Genomic DNA, 24,628 nt, shown 5'->3' with positions numbered 1-24,628 from the left:
TATGAACAGAGTCTCTGTATTATTAACCACTGAAGGCACGTATCCCTACCACAAGGGAGGCGTAAGTACATGGTGTGATGCCCTCACAAATCAACTACCAGAGATAGATTTTCATTTGTTTGCGATCGCCGCTAATCCTTATTTAGAATTACGCTATCAGTTGCCGTCTAATATCAAACAACTGATAAAAGTGCCTTTGTGGGGAACAGAAGACCCTGTAGAATACTCTTGGCGATTCCCCTTTTCCCAAGCCTTCAAAAGCAAACTAGCCACCACACAAAAAGTCATCGCCACTCAATTCATCCCCCTATTTGAGCGTTTCTTAACAGCAGTTCTTTTAGCCGAATCAGATATTGAACAGTTGGGCTATATTGTCCTGGCAATCCACAAATATTTTCAGCTTTATGACTACCACAAAACGATGGAGTCCAAACCGGTATGGTCAACTTTTCAACGTTTAACTGCTACTGATTGGCATCCGTTGGTTAATCCTCCCACCATCAAACTCATCGAACAAACGGAAGCCATGCGCTTACTATATCGGTTTCTGATTCCCATTCATCTCCCTGTTCCCCAAACCGATATCACCCATGCTTCAGCCGCCGCTTTTTGTGGCTTACCCTGTATCATTGCCAAGTTAGAACGAGGTACACCTTATCTGCTCACCGAACATGGGGTCAATATCCGAGAGCAGTATCTCAATTTAAATCGCAGTATTTCCTCCCTATTTGTACGCCAATTCTTGTATCGATTAATGGGAGCAATTGTCAAACTCAACTATCACTACGCCGATCAGATTTCTCCAGTTTGTGAATACAATGCTCGTTGGGAACGTTGGTGGGGTGTCCCTGAGCAGAAAATCAAGGTAATTTACAATGGGGCTGATCCCAACGTCTTTCATCCTACCCCGCCGGTAGCAAAAGAGCGTCCTCAAGTCATGAACATGGGCTTGATTTTTCCCCTCAAAGGTCAGCTAGATTTGATAGCCGCAGCCGCTATTGTACGCGACAGAATCCCCAATGTAGAATTCCGTTTCTATGGTCGTCCTTCCGACGAAAAGTATTTTGCTCAATGTCAAGAATTAGTCCGCACCGAGCATTTAGAAGCCAACATTAACTTTGCCGGATTTACCAGTGAACCTTGGCGAGCTTATAGCGAGGCCGATGTCGTGGCTATGTCGAGTATTTCTGAGGGCTTTCCTTATGCTCTGATTGAAGCTATGCTCTCCGGTGCCACCATTGTATCTACAGATGTGGGGGGAGTGAGTGAAGCTTTAGGTGATACAGGATTGCTAGTACAAGCCCATCGTCCTCAAGCCTTAGCGGCGGCGATTTTGCAGCTACTAGAATTACCCGCATCTGAAAGACACAAATTCGGACAGCGCGCCTATAAACGCGCCCTGAAGTTATTCACTCAACAAAAATTCTTAGATGCACATTTAGATACTTATTACAACCTTATACAACAGGTAAGAACTGACACAAATAGGATCAAAAAGTTAGCGATCGCATCTTTGAAATAAACATAACAGTAGCCAACCTTCTTAGGCTCACCAATCCCTCATTTCCCACTATATGAATCTTGATTTCAAAACTACAACAAAATTGATTATGGGTGCTTTATTGACAACTTCCCTCGCTTGTAGTGCCATCAAGCCAGAAATTGCCACTGCACAGGTGAAAATTCTCATTCCCCTCTATTCCTATCCCACCTGGTACAACCCCCCTACTTACACTTGGCCGCAAGTCGCTGCTGCGGCTCGTCAAGTCCCCATCACCGCAATTATTAATCCCAACAATGGCCCCGATAACGGCCCACCAAATAGAGATTATGCGAGAGGAATTCAAGACCTCAAGCAAGGAGGTGTAACTATCCTGGGTTATGTTGCTACTAATTACGGCAAGCGTGACATTAAGCAAGTAAAAGTCGATATTGATATCTATGCTAAACATTTCCAGCTTGACGGCATTTTCTTAGATGAGGCCGCCAGTGGGTTAGACAAACTCGACTATTATCAAGATATTTACAAACATATTAAAACTCAGCCCAAACTGCAAACGGTCGTACTCAACCAAGGGACTCAAACCGATCAAGGATACCTAACTCGACCAGCAGGGGATACTCTAGTCATTTTTGAAAATTATTCCACAGCTTGGGATCAATACCAACCTCAACCCTATCTAAAAAATTACCAGCCTCAGCATTTTTCCTGTTTAATTCACACCGTACCTGATGCCGCGACGATGAAACAACATATCAATCAGGCTGTGGCACGTAATATTCAATATATCTATGTCACCGATGATAGCCCTGATCATCCTGACAAAGACCCTTGGAATAGCTTACCCTCTTACTGGCAAGAGGAAGTAAATCACATCCACTCTTTAAATCAAAAAGCTCAAAGGTCTTCAGGAAATTAACTCCCCTACTTACCAAGCAATAGGATATTTTTTGATTTAGAAGCCCTCAAAGGTCTTCAGGAAGTTGAACTTGATAGATCCTTAAATCCTGATCTTCATAATAAATCCCCACATCTTGTTCATGGAGGTGACGATAAGTCTCACACATCTGTAACGTCGTAAATTGTAGGCTGGCTCGACCTGCCGAGGAACGATAATAACGATAGGTAGGGTCAGATAATACCGAGTAGGGGAGTGATTGACTTGCCCTTAGCCCAGTGACTAAGGGTCGTTTTTCCACAAAGATAAACAGATTAGGTACTGAATAACGAAAGTGAAAATTTGGTTTACTAACTTGAGATGAATACTTCTCCACGAATAAGCCCATATCCTCATACCAACCTGCACCATAACTTTCGGCTAGTTGTTCAATGGGCGCAACTATCATCCATCGCTTCAGGGGGAATCGGACTCGCAGTTCCAGAGTCTTACGCGCCGCCATATCATATTCTAGATAGCTGATTTTAGGAGGCAATGGCAACAGAAAATTAATAGCGATCGCCAGCATCAAAATCAACGATACAATCTCAGACCATACACCCAATATCCAACTCAACAGCCAGCTAGTGAGAGTTAAAAAGAGTCCCCAAACCCAGCTTAATCCTACAGGTAATGTGACTAAAAAAGTGTTTGTCGATCCCCAGGGATTTTCCGGTAGAGCTAAAACCAATGCCAATACTATCCAAATGATAGTCACTATAGTCAGGGCAAATCTGCCACCACCAATAAAGCAGATTCCTCCACATAATGCCAAAATCAGCAACTGAGGTTGAATGATAGCTACAATTATCAAGCAGCAGACTGTATCAATCAAGGCTTCTCGACGGTGTTGAGTTCTAGAGGCTTCCCAAGCACGCCCTAAACCTAGAACCAAACACATCACCCCGATTTCTAAGTCACCCCCAGCCCATTGACGAATTAACGAGGCATTCAAACTACCTGTGACTGTAGTTAGCCATTGTTGTACCCAATTCGGCGCAAAGTGAGGGATTTCTATATGGGAAGTGAAGACATAAGCTCCTAAGCTATACATCGCCCCCATGACAGCTATTCTACTGTGAGCAATTACACCCATACTATAGCCAACACTCAGTACCAACAGACAACCCAAAAGAGGACTGAGGAAGCGAATCACCTGCATAGCATCAATAGCACCCAACAGTGATAAGACCGCAGCTAAAGCAGAAAAGGCTGGAAAAGAGTGCATCTGTGCATTCCCATCACCGGCGAGGATTTGTCTAGTAGTCAACAGCAAGCCATAACTGTCGGGATTAGTAAAACGCAGTTCTAGCAAAGGATACTCAAAACGAACTAATACAGCAAATGTTAGAATTATCGTCAGTAGTAGAATATCTTTGATGTTTTGAGTAATTGCGATCGCAATTACTTTTTGAATATTCAGGAATTGTTTTTTGGCAATTTGCCCCATCCCATCCACAGCCTGACTAATTTTAGGTAGAAAGCCTTGGTCTAGAGCATCTAAAACAGTAAATGCTATCTCTTGAAATATCAGACTGCACTTTTGTTTGATACGCCAATCATGGCGATGCAACCAACTGAGGAGAAAACAGCTGCCATATAAAATTACCAGAGTTAACCAGCTAAACAAATGCAAGGCACTTAAAATTCCCACCCCAATCAATGTCACTAGTAGCATTCGCGTCCAACCAGCTACTATTCGACTTACCCAAGGAATTGTATTGGGCAACACAAAAATGAGACTGGGTAGCCAAAAAAACAAAATTACCAGCAGTATTGCTACCCATATAGTAGTAAGCAAATCAAAAATGAAGGTTTGCAAAGGTAACACAATTATTTTTACCGACAACAAAGTAGTTCATCAAATACTCAGCTAGTAGAAAATGGCCGCTAAAAACTCATAATTATACACAACCAGACTGCTCTTTTAACTTAAATAAATATAAACCTATACTCTAGCCTCTAAGTTTCTTGAAACGATAATCTTGCTAAATCAGAAAAATCTTACCATTAGCAAATAAATTAACTCTGAGTACCAATTTTTTTTTATAAAAATTTTATGTTTAAATTAAAAATCCTGATATTTTTATGTCAATTCAGGACTTTTACTTATTTTTGTCAAAAAGTCTTGATTATTTGTTGCTTATTAGAGTAATTCGTGATACATATAAAAGTAGTAGTTAACTTTACACAAAATTTAGCTACCCATTAAGCAAAAATCTGTAATTATTCAGAGTTAGATAATAATGCAAAAAGTATTTGCTTTATTTTCAATACTCTTGACTTTTCAGAACTATTTTAATATCTGCTTAACCCTAAGTTAATAAGTGTTTTCCTAGACTCGACAAGTTCCTTTGCTGTGTCCTGAATACTTGTTGAATATCGTAAATCCCTAATGAATGTCAAAAGCTAAAAATACCTTTATACAAAGATTTTAATGATGGCGATCGCGTTGCCATTAAAATTACTCAAGCCCACCTTGAATGCTAGAACATTTCTTTAAATCAACCCCTTTTTAGACAAAAGAATGGGCTAGTTTCTAGCTATTAACATGGCAATTGATGTTAGATCGTGAGCATTTTCACATCTAGCAAAGTTTATGTTGCACACATGATTTAAGCTCATCAGCATTTAAGTTGCGTAAAGCCAGAACTGTTTGCGGAGCATTATCGTAGGACAGCACTTACTATCATGACTCCGGCACGCCTGATGGCAAATGTCAGTCGCTAATGGGGAAAATCTCCTAAGTACGCATCACTGATTCATACCAATTCACTAAAATCATGAAACAGATACAAATTAAGAAAACCTTGCAAAATCAAAAATATGGATTTCTTAATTTTGGATTATGAATTTTGAATTGGTATCACCTCCTGCCTCAGAACCAGTTGATTTGTATTTCATGTACATCAAAACTGCTGTAGTTCTTTAAAATGCACGCTCAAAAATATTTATTAACTTTCAGGTATAAAAAAATGACTAAAAAAATATTAGTAACTGGAGGAGCAGGTTATATTGGCTCACATACAATCCGCCAGTTAGGAGAAGCCGGCTATGACATCGTGGTGTACGATAATCTCTCTACAGGCTCAGGCGCATCAGTAATTTATGGGGAATTAACGATTGGTAGCCTCGAAGATAAAGACCTATTATTGCAAACTTTTAGCCAGCATAAATTCGATGCAGTTTTGCATTTTGCAGCTCATATATCTGTACGAGAGTCAATTGCTAAACCTCTAACCTATTATACGAATAATACTTTTAACACACTAAATTTATTAGATTGTTGTCAATTATTTCATGTCAAAAAATTCATTTTTTCTAGCACAGCCGCAGTTTATGGACAAACTCAACAACGGCAAATAACCGAGTTATCCCCGACTAAACCCATCAACCCCTATGGTCACTCCAAACTTATGAGTGAACAAATTATCCAAGACTTTGCCCGGACATCTGGATTAAAGTACATAATTTTGCGTTACTTTAATGTCGCCGGAGCAGACTCTACAGGCAAGTTGGGTCAGTCTGCGAAGAAAGCAGAACACCTAATTAAAGTAGCTTGTGATGCAGCTTTAGGTCGTCGTTCCTCTGTCAATATCTTCGGCACAGACCTCCCTACTCCAGATGGAACTGGAATTAGAGATTATATCCATGTTGAAGATTTAGCCAAGGCTCATGTAGATGCCTTGCATTATTTAGAAGCAGGAAATGATAGCCAAATATTCAACTGTGGTTATGGTCAAGGCTACAGTGTACGGGAAGTCCTAAATATGGTGCAGAAAATCTCTGGAGTAGACTTTCCTGTAGTTGAGAGCCAACGACGAGTAGGAGATCCAGCTTGTGTTGTAGCCAATGCTCATAAAATTCGCACTATTTTAGGTTGGGAACCAAAGTATAACAGTTTAGAAACTATTGTCTCAACAGCCTTAATGTGGGAGCAAAAATTAATAACTCTAGCGACATTAGAAAAAAATATAGCCAGACAAAATTTTAAGTTAGGTGCTTTATTGTTAGAACATAAAATTATTTCCCAAACCCAATTAACACAGGCGTTACAAGAGCAATCAGTAACCAAACAGAAATTAGGAGAAATTCTCGTACACAAATCAATTATTTCTCCACAGATGCTAGAAAAATTTCTGCTGGAGCAAAATTGGAGAAAACAAGGAATTTGGTTACAAGTTTAAATCACAAGGAAGTAACAGGAAGTAACGTCGGTATTTATATTTAAAGATAAATAGCCAAATTATGTAATTATTTGGCATTGCTGATTTCTGTCGTTTTTTTAAAATTTTACTTGTTAAGGACTTTAAAAGATGAGTAATGATTTGATATTGATTGATCTTCAAGAATTACTAAAAAGAGCTATCAACAATATTAGTGAGTTTTTCGTTTCTCAAGATTATTACCAAAGAATGAATCTGGTATTTGGCGATACTTGGGATGAGGAAAAAGCTCAGACTGTAATTCAGGGATTAATCAACTATACAAACATCCCGAATATTAAAATTGTTGACTCGTCAGAAATTAATGGTGGACAAGGGGCTTTTGGTAGTTTTAATAATACGATTTACTTATCGCAGACACTTTTAAGTCATGCTGATAAAAGTGTTGATGTTTTAATAGAAGAACTAGGCCACTATATAGATTATCAGATAAATATCCAAGATGCAAAGGGCGATGAAGGGGCTATTTTTGCAGCAGTTGTCCAAGGTCAAGAGCTATCTCCATCTCAACTTGCAGCACTGAAAAGTGAGAATGATACTACTAATGTCATCATTGATGGTCAAGCCAGAATATTAGAGCTAGCAGCTACCTACGGTAATATCAGCCTTGATGGTAACTTAATTGATTGGACATCTGCTGACAGATTAGATTTTATTCCTGGCACAGGGCAACCAGGATATGAACTCTATGGGAAGTACGCAGGAGACGCTTATGTTTTTGCTTTTAAATCAAATAGCCAAGCGATAGGTGCTGGTACGACAGTATGGCTAAACACAGACAGAAACACCACTACAGGCTATCAAATATTTGGTCAGACTGGAATTGGGGGAGCAGAATATAACATTAACTTCTTTACAGATGCTCAACCCTACCTCTACACAGGAGGAGCAGGACAAAATTTAGTCAGTGGCCCTTTAAACTATGCTTATGGTAGTAATAATCAAATAGTGGAATTTGCCGTTCCAATATCGTCCCTGAATGGCACACCACAAGCAATTGATGTATTAATAGATATTAATAATCAAACATTTTTACCGTCTAATTATTCTGCTCAAAAATATTCAGTTTCAGTTTTACCAACAAGGACAGATTTAAGTAAAAAAGTAGGTATTGTTTTCTCAGAAACTACTGCCAAAAACTTCTTCCAAGACAAAGCCTATAATCAGCTTTTCCTGTCCATGCAAAGCCAAGCGATGCAGGCGGGTATTCCCTTTGATATCCTCACAGAGAATGACTTAACGGATATCAATAAAATTGTCAATTATGACGCACTGATATTTCCTTCTTTCCGCAATGTACCTTTAGCGAAGCTAAATGCAATTCAAAATACACTCACCGATGCAGTTTATAAATACAACATTGGGCTCATTACCGCCGGAGATTTCTTAACAAACGACGAAAATAATAATGCTCTAGCCGGAGACTCCTATATCCGGATGAAGCAGTTGCTGAATTTGACTAGAACAGGTGGTGGTGGCCCTGTGAATGGCATTCTCAACGCAGAGAATATTACTCATCCAGTTATGCAAGGGTACTCTGCCGACGAGACCATTCGTGCTTATAATGGTATATTTTTTAATACTTATGGTGATGTAGATCCTACTGACAATAATACACCCATACTTCTCGCAGATTTTGCGGTGAATGGACAGAAAAACAATGCTGTTCTAGCGACGCAAACTGGTGGCAGAAATGTGCATTTTGCCACTGAAGGATTCATGGGTGATAATAATTTAGTCTGGCAAGCATTGGAATGGGTGGTATTAGACAATAAACCCAAAGTGGCTTTAAATATGAGCCGAGATGCGAGTATTTTTATTTCTCGCAATGATATGGATCAGTCTCAGGAAGCTGATGATGTGAATCCTGCTGGAAACGCTCCTGGAATTTACGATCGCTTGCTACCTATCCTGACACAATGGAAAAATGACTATAATTTTGTAGGCTCATACTACATCAATGTCGGTAACAATCCAGCAAATAGACAATTTACCGATTGGGCTGTCTCCAAGCCTTACTATGACCAAATATTAGCGTTACAAAACGAAATTGGCACCCATTCTTATACTCACCCAGACTTCACAGATCAATTAACGCCAGCACAATTAGAGTTTGAATTTAATCAATCTAAATTAGTCATTCAGCAACAATTAGGGATTCAAGTCTTAGGAGGAGCGATTCCCGGAAACCCAGAAGGTGTAAAGGTTTCCCAAGAACTTCAGAAATACTTATCCTATGTTTCTGGTGGTTATTCCAGTGTAGGTGCAGGTTATCCCAATGCTTTTGGTTTTATGTTTCCGGGTAGCGATTATGTCTATTTGGCTCCCAATATGTCCTTTGACTTTTCGCTGGTGGAATTTCGCAAGTTAACACCACAACAGGCAGAAGCAGAATGGTTGAAAGAATACACTGGTTTAACAAATCATGCAGCCCAAGCCATTATTCATTTTCCGTGGCATGATTATGGCCCAACAGTCTGGGACACAGATACAGGTGATAATCTTCCCTCACCTTACACTCAGGCCATGTTTACTAATTTTCTGGCCAAGGTTTACAACGATAATACAGAATTTATCACTGCGAGTGATTTGAGTAACCGCATCAAAACTTTTGAGAAATCAAAGTTATTTATTGATAGTAGTGGGAATACGATTACTGCCAATGTTGTAGCTACTGATGTGGGTAATTTTGGTCTGAATATCGATCCAACTCAAACGATCAAAAGTGTAAATAATTGGTATGCCTACGATAAAGATACAGTCTTTTTACCTGCCAACGGTGGTCAATTTACCATCAATTTGGGAACAGTTCAAGATGATGTTACCCGTATTATTGACCTGCCAATGCGTGCTAAATTAACTTCTCTTGTTGGTAATGGCACAGATTTAGAATTTACATTCTTTGGTGAAGGAAAAGTTCTCTTAGATTTAAAAAATCCCACTGGACTAAATATTACTACTGAAGGTGCAAGCAGTACGAATCTCAACGGCGAGATTCTGACGATGAATTTTAGCGGTCTTACCCAACATACTGGCAGAGTAAGATTAAGTGTTGATGCCCCTCCCACAGTAGCCAACCCCATTGCCGATGTCAGCGTCAATGAAGATGCTGCCAATACGGTGATTAATTTAAGTAATGTTTTCACTGATATTGATAATGATACCAATAGCATTATCAAGACCGTTAAAACTAATAGCAACAGTAGCTTAGTCAACGCCAGCATTGTTAACAATAATTTGGTGCTGGCTTATCTACCCAACCAATTTGGGACAGCCACAATTACGATTAGTGGTACATCTAATGGCAAAACTGTTGATGATACATTGACAGTGAACGTTGCATCTATAGATGATGCGCCAATTGTAGCAAGTCCAATTGCCGATGTAGTTGTTAATCAAGGTTCTGCTAATACCATTATTAATTTAGGTAGTATCTTTACTGACATTGACAACGATTCTAACGCCATTACTAAGTCGGTTTTAGCTAATAGTAATAACTCCTTAGTTAATGCCAATATTGTGGGTAATTCTTTAACTTTGCAATATTTACCTAATCAATTCGGTACTGCACAACTAACTATTCGTGGTACATCTAATGGCAAAACTGTTGATGATACTTTTAGTGTGACTGTCAATCCTGTCGGCAATATCATTAATGGTACGTCTGCAAATAACACTATTTTCGGGACTAATGGTAGAGATATCATTAACAGCTTTGGTGGCGATGACATCATTTATTCCTACGATGGTAATGACCTCATTTATGCTGGCGATGGTAGAGATTATGTCTGGGGAAGTGATGGGGACGATCTGATTTATGGAGAAGCTGGGAATGATAATTTATCCGGTGGGTCAAATAACGACACTCTTATAGGTGGTAGTGGTAGTGACACATTACATGGTGACTCAGGAGTTGATACCTTGATTGGTGTAAACCCCAACGACATTTTGGCAGGCGCAGGGGAAATAGATACCTTATATGGTGATGGTTACGGCGATTTATTTATCTTGGGCGATAAAAATAAAGCTTACTACAATGACGGTAATAATAGTACATCTGGAACAAATGATTATGCACTAATTAAGGACTTTAGTATCTCTGAGGGAGATAAAATTCAACTTTATGGTAGTGCCTCAAACTATAAACTTAGTGGTGTATTATTTAATTTATCCTTTGGTTACCATAGGAAACTTTATTTAACTACTGGTGGACAAGATGAACTAATTGGTGTTATTGACGTTGGACTTTTTGACATATTTAATAATTTGAGCCTGAATAGTAGCAGTTTTACCTATGTAAGTTAAACAAATTCTAGAGTGAGTTTGATCTGTATATTGTGAGATGATGAACTCTTATACCAATTTTCTGTGAAGTTATGGTAAATCAATGATGTAGAGACGTTATACAACGTCTCTACATTATTCTACGAACGGGCAAAATTGAAATCTGTTGTATGACTGTTTACATACAACATTTATCCTCATTTTTTTCTATAGTGCTGAATGGGTAATTGCAATACTCACAACTTGAATGTAATACCAATTTAATGTGAAGTTGCACATTAAATTGGTATAACTAACTTTTCTGTTTGATTTAAATATAAAATATAAAATTATGATTTCACAAGATGAAAAAATATGTGAGCTAGTTCTAGCTATTTCAGAAGTAAGTTCAGAAATGGCTGATTTTTGGCAAGTAACGGCAATTATAGAATCATTAGGTTATACAGATAGAGTTATTCGTCAGGAATTTGGTTTTGCAGATACTTTATCTCTGGGTAAGTATGTTTATGATAATTACAAATTATCTCCAACATCAAAATCAAAATTAAAGCGAAAAAATGCTTGGCGGCATCTCATTCATGAGATACAAATATTTATTGAGCAATTCTCTCAAAGTTTTGTTTATGCTTTACCTTTACTGTTGATATTGCTTTTAGAGTCTCTCCATATCGATAACCAATCTCAGTTATTACCACCTGAACTAGCTTCACTAATCACTTTGGCAACGATGGCAAGTCTGACAATTAGTGGAGGATTTGTCCAGATGATTAGCCGTAGAGGAGAATTTTACCTGAAATTGGGTGAGCCAATGCAAGGTAGAAGAGTCTGTTTCCCTATTATTTATTTAGGTACAGCTACTAGTATTCTTTTAGGTTTGTTTGGTCTATGGTTTGGTTTTTATCAGGGTCAGTTTGCTGATGAATATTTGATGCTAGCTGCTTTGTATTATTTAGTGTTGAGTTTACTTTGGATGTTGTTAGCAGCATTGGGTATTCAATTACGCTGGTTTCCACCGTTAATTATGCTAGGTTTAAGCATACTGTTTGTATTTTTAAGAGTTTGGGTAAATCTAGATGCGCTGACAGCCCAAATTATCAGTATGTTTGCCACTTTAATAGTAGTAATCTGCTTAGTTGCTTTTGGACTTGGTAAAGATAATCAAACAGGTCAAATTAGTGGTGCGAAAGCTCCATTACCGCGATTAAGTTCGCTGGTGTACTTACTATCTCCTTATTTCTTTTACGGAATAGCTTATTTTAGTTTTATTTTTGGCGATCGCATGATCGCAGGATGGGCTGTAAATCCGGCTTTTGGGTTAGTCTTTGCCATTGATGCTGGATATCAGCAAGCAATGGATTTAGCCTTGGTTAATTTTGTTTTGCTAGTTCCCCTGGTGGAATATTTGGGTTATCAATTTATTCGCTACTGGTATGGAAATACCAAAGATATGAATATCGAAAAAATCAGTAATTTTTATGGTGAATTATTTTATCGTTACTGGTTAACCATAGGTATAACTATTATTTTTTTTGCATTATGTATGGCTGGAACATTGGGATTTCTTAAACTCACAAATTGGAGTTTAGAAACCAACTTAAAGTCTTTGTTTGGCTCATTAGGCTATTTATTTTTTGTTATCGGCTTATTGAATGCAATATTGTTATTCAGTCTCAATCAAACAATTATTGTCATTAAAAGTATTATCCCTGCTCTGTTACTCAATTTGACTTTAGGTTACATCTTGGCACATATTATTAGTCCAGATTGTGCTGTCATTGGTTTAGTAACTGGCGCAGCTTTGTTTATGTTGCGCTCAACTCATGAAGTTCTGCAAGCAATGAAACAACTTGACTACATATATTATATTGCCGGATATTAATCCTGAAAAAATCCCCCTAATTTCGTCTTTGATAAAAAATTGATCAGTAGTAATAGGTATTGAGCCGAGATGCGCGACGTGAAAGTTGTGCGTAGAGGCAGTAGCTTATTTTACTGAGGAGCCGTCTCCTCCTGAAGTTCCCTCCCTTCAGTCCCCACATAAAAGGGTCACAGACCCCGGTCACATCAGTAGTAAGTAATGAAACTGATGGAGTGCAGACCATGAAAGCCTAACCGTGCGAGAGTGCCGCTCAATCGAAGGTAAGGGGAAGTTTGGTATTTGGGTTAGCGTTAAGCGAACCGTTATAGGAGAGCGATTTTTTTCGGGGGAGATGGGGCTGGCAATGCGGTAAGATGACCCAATGAGCGATTCTGATCAACTTGTTATCTACCAGCTTCACATTTTTATCCTGGGCATCAGTCCCATGATTTGGCGTAGAGTCAAAATCAAGAGCGACAGCACAATCGCCGATTTGCACTACATCATGCAGATAGTAATGGGATGGACTGATTCCCATCTACATCGCTTTGTAATTCACGGTAAGCATTACGGGATTGCCAAAATTGGTGGAATGGAGTTTTCTGACGCTCCAGAAGAAGTGAAATTATCAGACTTTGGCTGGCGAATGCGAGAGCGTTTTTTATACGAATATGACGGGGCGTGATAACTGGCAGCATCAAATTCGAGTTGAAGCAATTCTCACGCCAAAATCAAATTGCTTTTATCCAGTGTGCATTGATGGTAAACGCGCTTGTCCTCCAGAAGACTGTGGTGGCCCGTGGGAAGTCCCTACATTTTCCAGTCTTCTCGACGTGGCCCGTTGGCACATGATACGATCGCCGGCATTGTTGAGCGGGCTGGTGAGTTGGCCGGTTTACCTTTTCCTGTTCATGCTCATATGCTACGGCATGGAACGGGTTATTATTTGGCTAATCGAGGCATTGATACCCGAACAATTCAGAGTTATTTGGGGCATAAAAATATTCAGCATACTGTTCGTTACACCGAACTTGCGTCTACCAAGTTTCAAGGTCTTTGGGATGATTGATTTTTCAGTCCCCTGCTTGTTGCCCATCTCCCCCGAAAAAAATCGCTCTCCATAAGTTGTACACAAGTGATGTGTAAGTTTGGGGCGAATTGCCCCATGCCCATTTTCAATTTATAGGTAGATATTGTTGTACAAATTCTTCCAAAAGTTGGATTTGGAAATTACTAGCGAAGTGAGTAATTTGCCCAGCAAATTTATTTAGTTTCTCATCGAATATAGAAATTTGCTGCGCTATCTCTAAAATTCCTTCAATATCGCCATCTTTTACTAGTTCCATTAACTGTTGTAAAACTTCAATAGTAGGAGGAGTTATATTTTCTTGATTATCTGTATTTGCAGCATGATATACATTATTTTTCTTAGCTTTATCATCATATATCCATTGCAATAGCAAATATTTTCGCAGTACTTCTAGCAACATTTCAGCATCTACAGGTTTTGGTAAAAATGCATTTGCACCTGCATCTATGCTTCTATATTGATCGGTTTCAAAAACACTAGCTGAAGAGGCAATAACAGGTGTCTTCTCGAACTGGTAAGAATGACGTAACTGATTAATGAATTCAAATCCATTAATTAAAGGCATCATTAAATCAGTAATAATTAAGTCTGGTTGATGACTGTTTAATTGTGATAGAGCTTCCTTACCGTTACTAGCTTCTATGACTACAAATCCAATTGGTTCTAGTAAATTGGTTACTACCAAGCGGTTTTGCCATCTGTCATCCACTACTAAAATCTTTCGCTTTTTCCCTTCATAACCAACAACAGTTCCCTGAGGAATTGCTCTCGAAGCTTTTGCCCAATCTTTAGCTTCTGGTAGTTCTAGCTCAAACCAGAAACTGCTACCTTGACCAAACTTACTTTTCACTTCTATTTGACTACCCATCAATGTAATAATTTTGTGGGTAATTGCCAGTCCTAACCCTGTACCTTCAATCTGGCGTTTCTGTTCTCCTACTTGTTCAAAAGGTAAAAAGATTTTTTGTAGTTGCTCAGGGTTCATCCCAACTCCAGTATCCGTTACCTCAAATCTAATTTTGTGAATTGGTAATTTCTGAAATTCTTCTTGAGTAGCTTTAACTTCAATTTTGAAATTGACACTACCTTTTTCTGTAAACTTAATAGCGTTACCAAGTAGGTTGATCAAAACTTGACGTAAACGTTTGTCATCAGCACGAATTCCGACAGGTAAATCTGCTGATAGTTGCACATAAAACCCAATACCTTTCTGTTCTGCGCGGATACGACAAATTTCTGTCACGCTGTCAATAAATGCCGGAAAGTAGAAATCAATCGGGTTCAGTTCCAGCTTTCTTGCTTCAATCTTGGCAAGATCCAGTACATCATTAATTAGACTCAACAAATGGGAACCACACTGCTGAATAATATCTACACCTTTGTGTCCTTTTTCGGTGAGGGATTCTGTGCGTTGTAGAATTTGTGTATAACCCAGAATGCCATTGAGGGGTGTCCGTAGTTCGTGGCTCATATTAGCCAGAAATTCGCTTTTAGCTTGGTTAGAGTTGGTAGCAATTTCTTCTGCTATACGTAACTCCTGTTCTATTCGCTTACGCTCTACAATTTCACTTTTTAGCGCTTGATTAGCAGCTTCTAACTGTGCAGGACTGGGTAGTTTTAAAGCTAGGGGAATGAGATAAACTAATGCAAATGCTGTGTATATGGAAATTAAAGCTGTGAAGGCTTTCAGTCCGGCTGCAATCCAATAGTCTGGATACCATAATGTCCAAATTTCCATTAGGTGTCCTGTACCACAGGCAATAATAAAAGCACCAAATAACAGAAAAACTCCGTTGAAAGGAACATCTTTGCGTTGGAAAATAAAGTAAACCAGTAGACAAGGAATTGAATAATAGGATATGGCGATTGTTGCATCCCCTATGATGTTGAGCCATACTAACCCTGTTTGCCAGAGATAACAATGTCCGTGGGGAATGAAACCGATTAAATAGAAGTCTTTAAATAATGTCAACATCATTGGATGAATCACTGATTTGGCCTTATATGATTACCATCTCAAAGTACAGATTGAGAATTTTCCCAACTATTTTTGAGATTCTGAAAAACTTACCCTTGAAAGGATGAGGCAGATGGGGAAGGGGAAATGACTATTACCAATCCCCAATCCCTACTCCTTGCTAGGAATTTTGATAGTAAATTCAGTTCCCTGACCAGGCTGAGAATTTACTGCTAATGTGCCATTGTGTTTTTCTACAATAATTTGATGGGCGATTGATAAACCCAGTCCAGTGCCTTTACCGACAGGCTTGGTCGTAAATAGAGGTTCAAATAATCGCTCTTGAATTAAGTCAGGGATACCCATGCCATTATCAGCAATCCGAATGATGACGCAATTTTGAGCATCTAACTCTGTTGTAATTTGGATTTGGGGGATAGAAGCGTTCATTTTGCCATGAATCATGGCTTCATCAAGGGCATCAATGGCATTGGCCAGAATATTCATGAACACTTGGTTGATTTGCCCTGGATAACAATTAACCTCTGGTAACTGGCCATAAGATTTGGCAACTTCGATGCGAGGGCGATCGCCTAAACTTTTCAGGCGATGTTGTAAAATCAGCAACGTACTATCAAGCCCTTGGTGTAAATCTACAGGTTGTTTAGTGTCAACATCTGCACGGGAGAAGTTGCGGAGTGAGAGAGATAGATTTGTCAGTCTATCTGTACCTAACTTGAATGAGTCGATAATTTTCACTATATCTTGTAGGGCAAATTCTATATCCAATTCCTCGCTGGCATCTGTAATTTGATCTGAGGGATGGAGATATTCTTGTTGATAAAGTCGCAGAATTTCGGTAATAGAGGCAATGTGTTCTTCTAAATGTTTAATATTACTGGAGATAAAGCTAATCGGATTATTAATTTCGTGAGCAACTCCGGCGATTAACTCTCCGAGTGTTGACAGTTTTTCTTGCTGCACTAATTGAATCTGAGCTTGTTGTAAAGCAATAGTGCGATCGCTAAGTTGCTGTTCTAATGATTCGGTCAACCGTTTCAGTTGTAAATGTACGCGCACTCTAGCGATAACTTCCTCTTGGGAAAACGGTTTAGGTATATAATCGACGGCACCTAGAGAAAATCCTTTATTTTTGCTATCTATATGTCCTAAAGCCGTGGTAAAAATTATCGGAATATTTTGACTATCCGGATTTGCTTTCAGGCGACGACAGGTTTCAAATCCGTCAATTCCTGGCATTTGCACATCTAGTAAAATTAACTCTGGAGGGTTGCGTTCGACTTGTGCGATCGCACTTTCTCCATTAACTGCTACTCGGAATTTAAAACCAGCACTGCTCAAAGCCGCAGAAAGAACGGATAAGTTTGTTGGGTTGTCATCAACAATCAAAATCAATCCAGTTTCTGAAGTTGTTGTCATACTATAGGAATCCGTTTCGATTCATCAAATTATTTTTGTAGGGAGAAAACAGAAAACAGGGAACAAATAAGAAGAATTAGGAGTGTACTTACTTTTTTTTAGAAAGCAAATATGAGTTCTATATATCTGCTTGGGATTGGGAAGCCAGGAACTAGGGACACAACTATGCATTCCTTTGCGCCTCTAGCGATTGTGTCTTTTAACTCAACTCTGGCATAGCCGAGATTATCTGCTGCGATCGCACCAAAAATATTAGATGTCATGACACACATCGCTTCGCGCCCTTCTACCTGCTCGGCAAAGGGACATTTGCGATTGCCTAAAACTATCTTTTCATCACTTTCTTCAATTACGTAAAAGTCACCTTGAATCCAGCGTTTCCAATCTACAAGGACAGCAGTTACCTGCTCACCCGAAAGATTAGATAGTTGCAAACCGTTATGATATATCTGATTAACGTGTTGTCCTGTTCGATAGCCGACTACATTCAAAAATCCTGCTGCCTCTTTAATACCAACAACATCTTGTAAAGTTCCTGCCAATTCTCGAATGATAGTGCAGAGAAATTGATCGCGTTCAATTGGTAATTCTAAAGACTGTACTTGATGGTCAAGCGAAGATGTTTGCATGATGATGGAGTTCCTGAAAATCTACATAGAAGCTAATCAATAGCACTTGGTGAAAGGAAAGTCAGCGAAGCCTCAAAATTTATTTCTTAAGAGCTATTGACATTCAACTAAGTTTAGTTTTCCCTTTCTAGCTGCAAAACTCACATCAACGTAAGGATTCAGGTCTAATATTGGGGAAGCAAAGAAGGACGAGACAGACTATCATTAGAGTCAGCAATTAGAGCTTGTGCAAAAAAATCAACTACAGACTGACCTTGACGGCGACAAGTCTGCACCACCGTCAACAAATTGGCAGTATGTTGAAACCGCTCCATTGAACGGGAACCACCACTAACCTTGCGTTTTGTCACAGCTAAACGCAGCGAGCGTTCAGCCTGATTGTTATCAGGAGGGACTTCAGGATGATCAAGGAAATACCACCATTGATGAGCTTTATCTCGCAAAGAGCGTAAAACCTGGCCTGCGGTAGCCCCTGCTAAATCAATCCACTCATTGAGTGAGGAGTGCAACTTAGATTTGAATTGATTGACCCAATCATTGTAACTAGCGCAGTCAAGAGTCTCAAACCAGATGGCGTAATGCCTAAAAGCTTCATCAATTAAATCAACAAACGTTGCACCAATGGCTTGGTTGTGAAGGCCAGGAAGTTGAATTAATTTTTTGAAGTGACGGCGTAGATGTGCTAAACACTTCTGCTGGGCTACACTTTATGCTTTAAGATCCTGTATTAACTTGACTTCTCCTAACTAAACGTTTTGCTTTTCCTTCACTACGAGGTAAGCTTTGTGGTGGCATCAACTTGACTTTAGCAGTTATCCCTAAATGATGTTCAAAGTTGAATATTAATTGCTGCTCTAGCTCAATAAGTAAAGTTTGTTCTTGCCAAATTGAATCAGAAACTTCAACCCAAATTTCAATGTCATCAATTAAATTGATATGATCGTCAATCACAATCTGGTACTGAGGTATGATACCAGGTAATCTCAATAAAACGTCCTCAATTTTCGCAGGAAAGAAAGTTTTATCTTTTATTCTAATTAGGTCATTAATACGACCCTTAACACGATCCATTCTTATGAGAGTTCGACCACAAGCGCAAGGTTCATGAAATAGCCGTGTAATATCACCAGTTCGGTAGCGAATTAGGGGTGTAGCCTCTTTAGTAATAGTTGTTAATACAAGCTCCCCATATATTCCTTCTTTCATTTGTTCCCCTGTTTCTGGGTTAATAATTTCTGGAATAAAGTGATCTTCATAAATATGCAGACCAACTCGATGAGGACACTCGTGAGCTACTCCTGGCCCAATCACTTCACTTAATCCATAAGTATTATAGGCTACTATATTCCAACGTTTTTCAATGTCATCTCGTAAACCTTCACTCCATGATTCAGCACCAAAAATCCCCGCAGAAATAGACAATGAACGTAAATCAATACCTTCTTTTTCGGCTACTTCACTTATAGTATAGATGTAGCTAGGAGTACTCAATATAATGCCACTGCTAAAATCTTGTAAAAGTGTTAAATTCCGTTGAGGTGAAGAGCCAGAAGCAGGAACTACTGTAGCACCAATGCGTTCAATACCGTAATGAAAGCCAAGCCCACCAGTGGCAAGACTGTAACCGTAAGTGTTCTGGACGATAATCCCTGGTTTTGCACCACTAGCTGCTAATGCTCGTGCCGTTAGTTCTGACCATAAGTTTAAATCGTTATGAGTATAACCAACAACTGTAGGTTTACCAGTAGTCCCAGAAGAGGCATGAAGTCGGATAATTGAATCCATTTGAACTGCAAACATTCCAAATGGGTACTCGTTGCGTAAATCAGCTTTGGTGGTAAAAGGAAGCAAGGAAATATTTTCTACAGACTGAATATGACTAGGATGTACGCCAACAGCATCAAGCTTTTGTTTGTAAAAGGGTATGTGTTCATAAGCTCTTTCTACACATCTTATTAGTCGGTTTTTTTGTACCACATATAATTCTTCGCGTGGCATGGATTCATACTTGCGATTCCAGATGTATGGTTCAAGAGCTAATTTATTCATTTTCCTTAGAAAATATTTTAAACAGTGAAACTTTGAATATCATTTTTGTAAGTAAAAAGACAAGGACAGTTAAGACAATTAAGGAAATATTTCACTGTTTTTTTTAATGTTGGCTAATCTGTCATGTTTTGAGATTCAAATGTAATCATCTCTATATCTCAGGTCAAAAAGCCTCTGGATTCCATTATCTGTCTGTATCCGTATTAATAACAGCGTTAAAGTAATATTTAAAACTAAAAATTGGCAAAACTTTCGTAATTACGAATTAAGAATTATCATAAGAGCGATCGCACCAGTAAGGTTAAGAATGAAACTGCTAACGTCTATAATCCTATTTTTTCTCTGCCTTACCCTCATAACTGCGCGTTCATTTAGCCAAACAACTATGACTTCCCCACCACAACTACTGACAGACCCATTTTTACAACTACCAACAGCCAATTCAGTCAAAGTAGTCTGGTTTACTGAGTTTGCTGGTAATCAACATACAGTCACCTATGGGGACAATTTACAGCACACTACCCCAGCCGCTACCACCAAACTTAGCCGCACACGGGAAGACCAAAACTCACGCGTCGCTAACCAAACCCAAACAGGACAAGTTTATCAACAACCCCTCAAGCGTGACATCTGGCGACATGAAGCCGAGGTGACTGGGTTAACTCCTGGGGTGCGGGTTAACTATCGTGTCACCAGTATCAGAGAAGATAAACAAAGTATCAGCAGCGATGTGTTTACCCTTGCACCCACCCCCGAACCAAACACACCCCTAAAAATTCTCCTCACCTCAGACCACCAACTTAAACCCATGACCCCAGCAAATCTGCAAAAAGTTGTGGAAACTGTAGGACAAGTAGATGCTGTATGGTTCGCTGGTGATTTAGTTAACGTTCCAGACCGCGCCTCAGAATGGTTTGATGATAACCGGGGAAATGCGTTTTTTCCTGGTTTGCAAGGTCGCGCTCATTATGAAATGGAACACAATGGCACAAAGACAACTTACACTGGCGGTAAAATCATTCAGTACGCCCCCATGTATACTTGTATTGGTAATCATGAAGTCATGGGTAGATTAGGTAGAACCGATAACTTAGATGCTGAATTTAATGATACAATTCCCCGCGATGTTGCCCAAAGATTATATAGTGGTAAATCTTTAATTGATCACTCATTTAATACCTACACCTATGAAGAAATTTTGACTTTACCCCAAAGCGAAGAAGGAGGTAAAAAATATTATGCAGTGACTTTTGGTGATGTCCGTTTGGTAGTACTGTACATTACTAATATGTGGCGGACTCCTAATTTAGAAGCATCCTATAAAGGGAGATATAAAGAAGTAGAAAAAGATTTACATCAGCCCGAAAATTGGGGTTATGGACAGCTAATTTATGAGCCAATTCATCAAGGTAGTCAGCAATATAATTGGTTAGCCAAAGAACTCAATAGCCCCGAATTTCAACAAGCAAAATACAAAGTTGTCATGTTTCACCACCCGCCCCATACTTTGGGTGATAATATTGTACCCCCCTACACCAACCCTGTACAAATTATCGAACGGGACAGGGAAGGACAAATTACAGCCGTGCGTTATGAGTATCCCAAATCCTCAGATTATATAATACGCGATGTCATGCCTTTACTAGAAGCGGCTCAAGTGCAACTAGTTTTTTATGGACATTCCCATTTATGGAATCGCTTCGTTAATCCTCAAGGAATGCACTTTTTAGAAACATCAAATGTTGGTAACTCCTATGGTGCGGCTTGGGGTAATAACAAGCGACAAGTACCCTTTGGTTATCAAGAAGATTATACCGCCACAGGCGACCCGAATGGTTTAGAACCGGTCTTACCTACAATTAATGCTTTGGTGGGTGAAGATAGTGAAGCTCTGCCCTATGTTGCTAGTAATGATATTACAGTTTTTAGTATATTTGAAACGGCAGCAGGTAAAGTTAGTAGCTATCGTTTTGATACCCGCAAACCAGATTCAGAAGTCGTCAAGTTTGATGAATTTCAATTGCAATAGTTACTTCTTACTTATAGCAATTCCCAGTTAAGTGAGGTACAGATCATATTTTGAAACGCAAAGGGGCGCAAAGTAAAGCGCAGAGGTACGCAGAGATTTGTACTTCAGCAGAGTAAGAAAGGCTATATTACTCATTACTCATTACTCATTACTTCTTACTCACCCTCCTCGTATTGTTCACATCTACTAACGGCAGAATTTGCGATCGCTATCATCTTCAGGATACTGCCAAGAATAAGCAAAATGGCTCACTCCTTGCAATTTTGGGGCAAATTTCTGTAATGCTTGCATTTGTGCTTCTAAGGAGGGACGATTACTCACCGCTTCTCCCCATTTCCCTGCTAAAGCTGGAATAATTTTTGTACCTGGCTGGGCAAAACTCAACACCCGTTGCACCTGTTCCACAATACAGCTAACGTTACCACAAGTTGCATAGGACATGGGATGCCACTGCAAGGAATTAGGAAACTGATCCCAAGGTTGCAACCGGGAATCATATCCTTGTCCTACTGTTTGATTGCCTTCTGGGAAAAATACCACACCGGAGGGAATACCAAGTTGTTTAGCTGGGTGACTAGCTAAGGTAACAAAATCGATAATACCTTGCATGGCATGGGCTACAGCTAACAACCATAATTCTGATTGTAGGAGCGGCTGTCTCTCGTTAGCAGACAGGAGAGATTTTTCTTTTGTAGGTGGTGTACGTCCTTGCCATAAAGGTTCATTTTCTTGGGGATAGAGTTGATCAACTTCGCTAATATCCCCAGCTGTGACGTATCCTTTACTTAAAAATCGCCGAATTAACTCTAATCCTTTGTTATTTTGGGCGCGACGAAATAAAGCCTCTTGGGTAGCTTGAGTAAATAACCATAAATCTGTGACTTTGGTGGCTATGGAATTACTACCACCTTGACGGGGATAACGGATGTAGTCAAATAAGATACCATCAGGACGACGACGTAAAATTTCTTGTACTAAGCGGTAGTAGTCGCGTTTGGCTTGTTCGTTGTAGGGGTCGATAAATACTTGATTGCTATCATTGACAACGTATAAGCTAGTTTGACCTTTACCATTACGCGCGATCGCAGCTGCTCTATCTTGCCGCAGTGCATAACTATAGCCAAAGTTCGCAGTATACAACCAAGTATACACTTTTAAACCCCGTTGCTTGCCCTTTTTTATTGCTGTGGCCAGTAAGTCAACTTTCTCTGCTCCAGGAGTGCGAATGACTGAAGGCCAAACTGTCGGGTTATTCGCTGCCGGTAACAAGACCCGCCCATCATAAAATGCTTCTAGATAAACTTGGTTATAACCATCATTAATTATCCTATCCATAATCTGATCTATCGCCCCTGGCTTCAGATCACACGGATATAACCGTATCCAAACAGCTTGGACTTTCGGCCAAGTCCGGTTACGACATTGCTGTACTTCTTTGGCGTGTTTTTGAATTAATTGCTGATAGCGTCTATTAGCATCTTTATTACCTTTGAGGGCTAATAGGCGTAGATTTTCCTTGGTTTTGATAGCGGCTGATGATATCCGACAGTATTCTGTCACCTGTGCTTGTGCTGGTTCAACCCTCAAGCCAGGAATTAACACAATACTACCAAAAATAGCAGTAAATAAGTTTTGCCAATGTAATTTCACTCTCACACGCTGCCTGGGATGGTTAGACATACTGGATAAAAACATTACACACCAATCATCCACCCGATTGCAAATACTCAGGTGAAGGTGTATTAAATGTTATATGTTAAAAATGAGGGTTTTGGAGATGAAATCCTCAACCCGATGTTTGCGTTATTAAATACTTCATGTTGTCAAGTTATAAAAATTGCTTAAACAACAACATCCCACTAACGGGGTATTTATTATTAATGGTTAAATTTTAACAGTTAACGGGCTTTTACCCTTAATTACGTAAAGCCTGCGGCATAGCTGCGCTTAGAGCGTAGCGGGGGGGAGCATCGTTACGTAGCTTGCTTCCTGTAAGGAATTACGAATTACGAATTACGAATTACAAATTAGTAATTATTTTGTCAAGAGCCTGTAAATATAAGACTCTTGACTTTGAGCATAGAACAGAGGGAAAATTAAGCACCTCGGCGGAGTGCCGCTTCTACCTGCTGAAATTCTTGTTCTAAACGATTTTTGAGTTTTTCTGGTACTGGTCTGTTAGGGTAAGAACTGTAGTGTCCAGCCAAAGAGTTAAGAGCTGTTCGCATAGTTGTGAAGGAACTCAAACCGGCAACAGAGTTCACCCGTTGATAACGCGCAGAAAAATCGTTAATTTTTTGCCGAGCTTCAGCTTGAATTGCTGCTCTTTCTGGGGAATCTGGGGATACTTCTAAGGCTTGTTTTAAGGTATTGACTACAGCCAAGGTATCTTGGCGGTAATCTCCTGTTAAACTATCTGGACTACCACAGCCTACTAAGCCAATGGCAACAACCAATACGAGGGCAAGCAGACGCGACCAATAGCGTTTCATAAGCATTATGTAAAACGATACGTAAATCAACGTCCATCGTATCTTGGATTGGTATCTTGGGGATCAAGTGAGTGCTGTGAGCGATAGCGCAGCCTTGAGCCAGTGAGGAATTTTGAGTAAAGAACATCAAAACTCA

At 39.4% G+C, this 24,628-nt stretch carries 15 protein-coding genes and 2 pseudogenes; 9 read left to right on the top strand and 8 right to left on the bottom strand.

Features of this window, described 5'->3' with window-relative positions; all coding sequences use genetic code 11:
* Position 1: 1 nt before the first annotated feature.
* The gene (gene pelF, locus ACPZ3T_RS07540) at positions 2-1,522 is read left to right on the top strand and encodes a GT4 family glycosyltransferase PelF (RefSeq protein ID WP_490274880.1); all 1,521 of its coding nucleotides are present in this window, start codon (positions 2-4) and stop codon (positions 1,520-1,522) included.
* A gap of 88 nt (positions 1,523-1,610) precedes the next feature.
* Complete coding sequence (locus tag ACPZ3T_RS07535; protein ID WP_490274878.1) at positions 1,611-2,420, top strand: spherulation-specific family 4 protein; 810 nt, start codon at positions 1,611-1,613, stop codon at positions 2,418-2,420.
* A gap of 46 nt (positions 2,421-2,466) precedes the next feature.
* Here the strand turns inward: ACPZ3T_RS07535 and ACPZ3T_RS07530 are convergent, their stop codons facing one another.
* Positions 2,467-4,170: a hypothetical protein gene (locus ACPZ3T_RS07530; RefSeq protein ID WP_490274876.1), complete on the bottom strand. Its 1,704-nt coding sequence runs from the start codon at positions 4,168-4,170 to the stop codon at positions 2,467-2,469.
* A gap of 1,243 nt (positions 4,171-5,413) precedes the next feature.
* Between ACPZ3T_RS07530 and galE the strand changes: the two genes are divergently transcribed.
* From galE to ACPZ3T_RS07500, 6 genes and pseudogenes are all read left to right on the top strand, one after another.
* Complete coding sequence (gene galE, locus ACPZ3T_RS07525) at positions 5,414-6,625, top strand: UDP-glucose 4-epimerase GalE (RefSeq protein ID WP_490274874.1); 1,212 nt, start codon at positions 5,414-5,416, stop codon at positions 6,623-6,625.
* A 129-nt stretch (positions 6,626-6,754) separates the two neighbouring features.
* Positions 6,755-10,969 carry a polysaccharide deacetylase gene (locus ACPZ3T_RS07520; protein WP_490274872.1) on the top strand — a complete coding sequence of 1,405 codons (4,215 nt, stop codon included), beginning with the start codon at positions 6,755-6,757 and terminating at the stop codon, positions 10,967-10,969.
* 310 nt (positions 10,970-11,279) lie between these two features.
* The gene (locus ACPZ3T_RS07515; RefSeq protein WP_490274870.1) at positions 11,280-12,827 is read left to right on the top strand and encodes a hypothetical protein; all 1,548 of its coding nucleotides are present in this window, start codon (positions 11,280-11,282) and stop codon (positions 12,825-12,827) included.
* Between the two features lie 361 nt (positions 12,828-13,188).
* On the top strand, positions 13,189-13,491 hold the full coding sequence (locus tag ACPZ3T_RS07510) for a plasmid pRiA4b ORF-3 family protein (protein ID WP_490274868.1): 303 nt from the start codon (positions 13,189-13,191) through the stop codon (positions 13,489-13,491).
* Positions 13,478-13,570, top strand: a pseudogene (locus ACPZ3T_RS07505) (hypothetical protein); the annotation flags it as partial. The gene ACPZ3T_RS07510 and the pseudogene ACPZ3T_RS07505, both read left to right, overlap by 14 nt.
* Positions 13,571-13,605: 35 nt before the next feature.
* The gene (locus ACPZ3T_RS07500) at positions 13,606-13,875 is read left to right on the top strand and encodes a tyrosine-type recombinase/integrase (protein ID WP_490274866.1); all 270 of its coding nucleotides are present in this window, start codon (positions 13,606-13,608) and stop codon (positions 13,873-13,875) included.
* A gap of 106 nt (positions 13,876-13,981) precedes the next feature.
* Here the strand turns inward: ACPZ3T_RS07500 and ACPZ3T_RS07495 are convergent, their stop codons facing one another.
* From ACPZ3T_RS07495 to ACPZ3T_RS07475, 5 genes and pseudogenes are all read right to left on the bottom strand, one after another.
* The gene (locus tag ACPZ3T_RS07495) at positions 13,982-15,874 is read right to left on the bottom strand and encodes an ATP-binding protein (RefSeq protein WP_490274864.1); all 1,893 of its coding nucleotides are present in this window, start codon (positions 15,872-15,874) and stop codon (positions 13,982-13,984) included.
* Positions 15,875-16,024: 150 nt separating this feature from the next.
* A complete protein-coding gene (locus ACPZ3T_RS07490; protein WP_490274862.1) occupies positions 16,025-17,293 on the bottom strand; it encodes a hybrid sensor histidine kinase/response regulator in 1,269 nt (422 codons plus the stop codon).
* A 98-nt stretch (positions 17,294-17,391) separates the two neighbouring features.
* A complete protein-coding gene (locus tag ACPZ3T_RS07485; RefSeq protein WP_490274860.1) occupies positions 17,392-17,922 on the bottom strand; it encodes a methanogen output domain 1-containing protein in 531 nt (176 codons plus the stop codon).
* Positions 17,923-18,086: 164 nt separating this feature from the next.
* Positions 18,087-18,629 (bottom strand): annotated as a pseudogene (locus ACPZ3T_RS07480) (IS66 family transposase); the annotation flags it as partial.
* Between the two features lie 7 nt (positions 18,630-18,636).
* Positions 18,637-19,920: a phenylacetate--CoA ligase family protein gene (locus ACPZ3T_RS07475; protein WP_490274858.1), complete on the bottom strand. Its 1,284-nt coding sequence runs from the start codon at positions 19,918-19,920 to the stop codon at positions 18,637-18,639.
* Between the two features lie 436 nt (positions 19,921-20,356).
* On the opposite strand from ACPZ3T_RS07475, the gene ACPZ3T_RS07470 reads away from it, so the two are divergent.
* Positions 20,357-22,000, top strand: coding sequence for a purple acid phosphatase family protein (locus ACPZ3T_RS07470; RefSeq protein ID WP_490274856.1), 1,644 nt, complete (start codon positions 20,357-20,359; stop codon positions 21,998-22,000).
* 186 nt (positions 22,001-22,186) lie between these two features.
* Here ACPZ3T_RS07470 and ACPZ3T_RS07465 read toward each other — a convergent pair whose 3' ends face one another.
* Entirely contained in the window at positions 22,187-23,680 is a 1,494-nt protein-coding gene (locus ACPZ3T_RS07465; protein ID WP_490277153.1) for a family 10 glycosylhydrolase, read from the bottom strand.
* Between the two features lie 416 nt (positions 23,681-24,096).
* Positions 24,097-24,498, bottom strand: a complete 402-nt coding sequence (psb27, locus tag ACPZ3T_RS07460; protein WP_490274854.1) for a photosystem II protein Psb27 — start codon at positions 24,496-24,498, stop codon at positions 24,097-24,099.
* Positions 24,499-24,628 lie beyond the last annotated feature (130 nt).

The sequence above is a fragment of the Aliinostoc maniaoense genome, assembly GCF_058172895.1.
This window is presented reverse-complemented; position numbering and strand designations above follow the sequence as displayed.

Coding starts and splice junctions, on each gene's coding strand:
- pelF (WP_490274880.1), top strand. CDS start 2: ATGAACAGAGTCTCTGTATTATTAACCACTGAAGGCACGTATCCCTAC.
- ACPZ3T_RS07535 (WP_490274878.1), top strand. CDS start 1,611: ATGGGTGCTTTATTGACAACTTCCCTCGCTTGTAGTGCCATCAAGCCA.
- galE (WP_490274874.1), top strand. CDS start 5,414: ATGACTAAAAAAATATTAGTAACTGGAGGAGCAGGTTATATTGGCTCA.
- ACPZ3T_RS07520 (WP_490274872.1), top strand. CDS start 6,755: ATGAGTAATGATTTGATATTGATTGATCTTCAAGAATTACTAAAAAGA.
- ACPZ3T_RS07515 (WP_490274870.1), top strand. CDS start 11,280: ATGATTTCACAAGATGAAAAAATATGTGAGCTAGTTCTAGCTATTTCA.
- ACPZ3T_RS07510 (WP_490274868.1), top strand. CDS start 13,189: ATGAGCGATTCTGATCAACTTGTTATCTACCAGCTTCACATTTTTATC.
- ACPZ3T_RS07495 (WP_490274864.1), bottom strand. CDS start 15,874: ATGATGTTGACATTATTTAAAGACTTCTATTTAATCGGTTTCATTCCC.
- ACPZ3T_RS07490 (WP_490274862.1), bottom strand. CDS start 17,293: ATGACAACAACTTCAGAAACTGGATTGATTTTGATTGTTGATGACAAC.
- ACPZ3T_RS07485 (WP_490274860.1), bottom strand. CDS start 17,922: ATGCAAACATCTTCGCTTGACCATCAAGTACAGTCTTTAGAATTACCA.
- ACPZ3T_RS07475 (WP_490274858.1), bottom strand. CDS start 19,920: ATGCCACGCGAAGAATTATATGTGGTACAAAAAAACCGACTAATAAGA.
- ACPZ3T_RS07470 (WP_490274856.1), top strand. CDS start 20,357: ATGACTTCCCCACCACAACTACTGACAGACCCATTTTTACAACTACCA.
- ACPZ3T_RS07465 (WP_490277153.1), bottom strand. CDS start 23,680: ATGTCTAACCATCCCAGGCAGCGTGTGAGAGTGAAATTACATTGGCAA.
- psb27 (WP_490274854.1), bottom strand. CDS start 24,498: ATGCTTATGAAACGCTATTGGTCGCGTCTGCTTGCCCTCGTATTGGTT.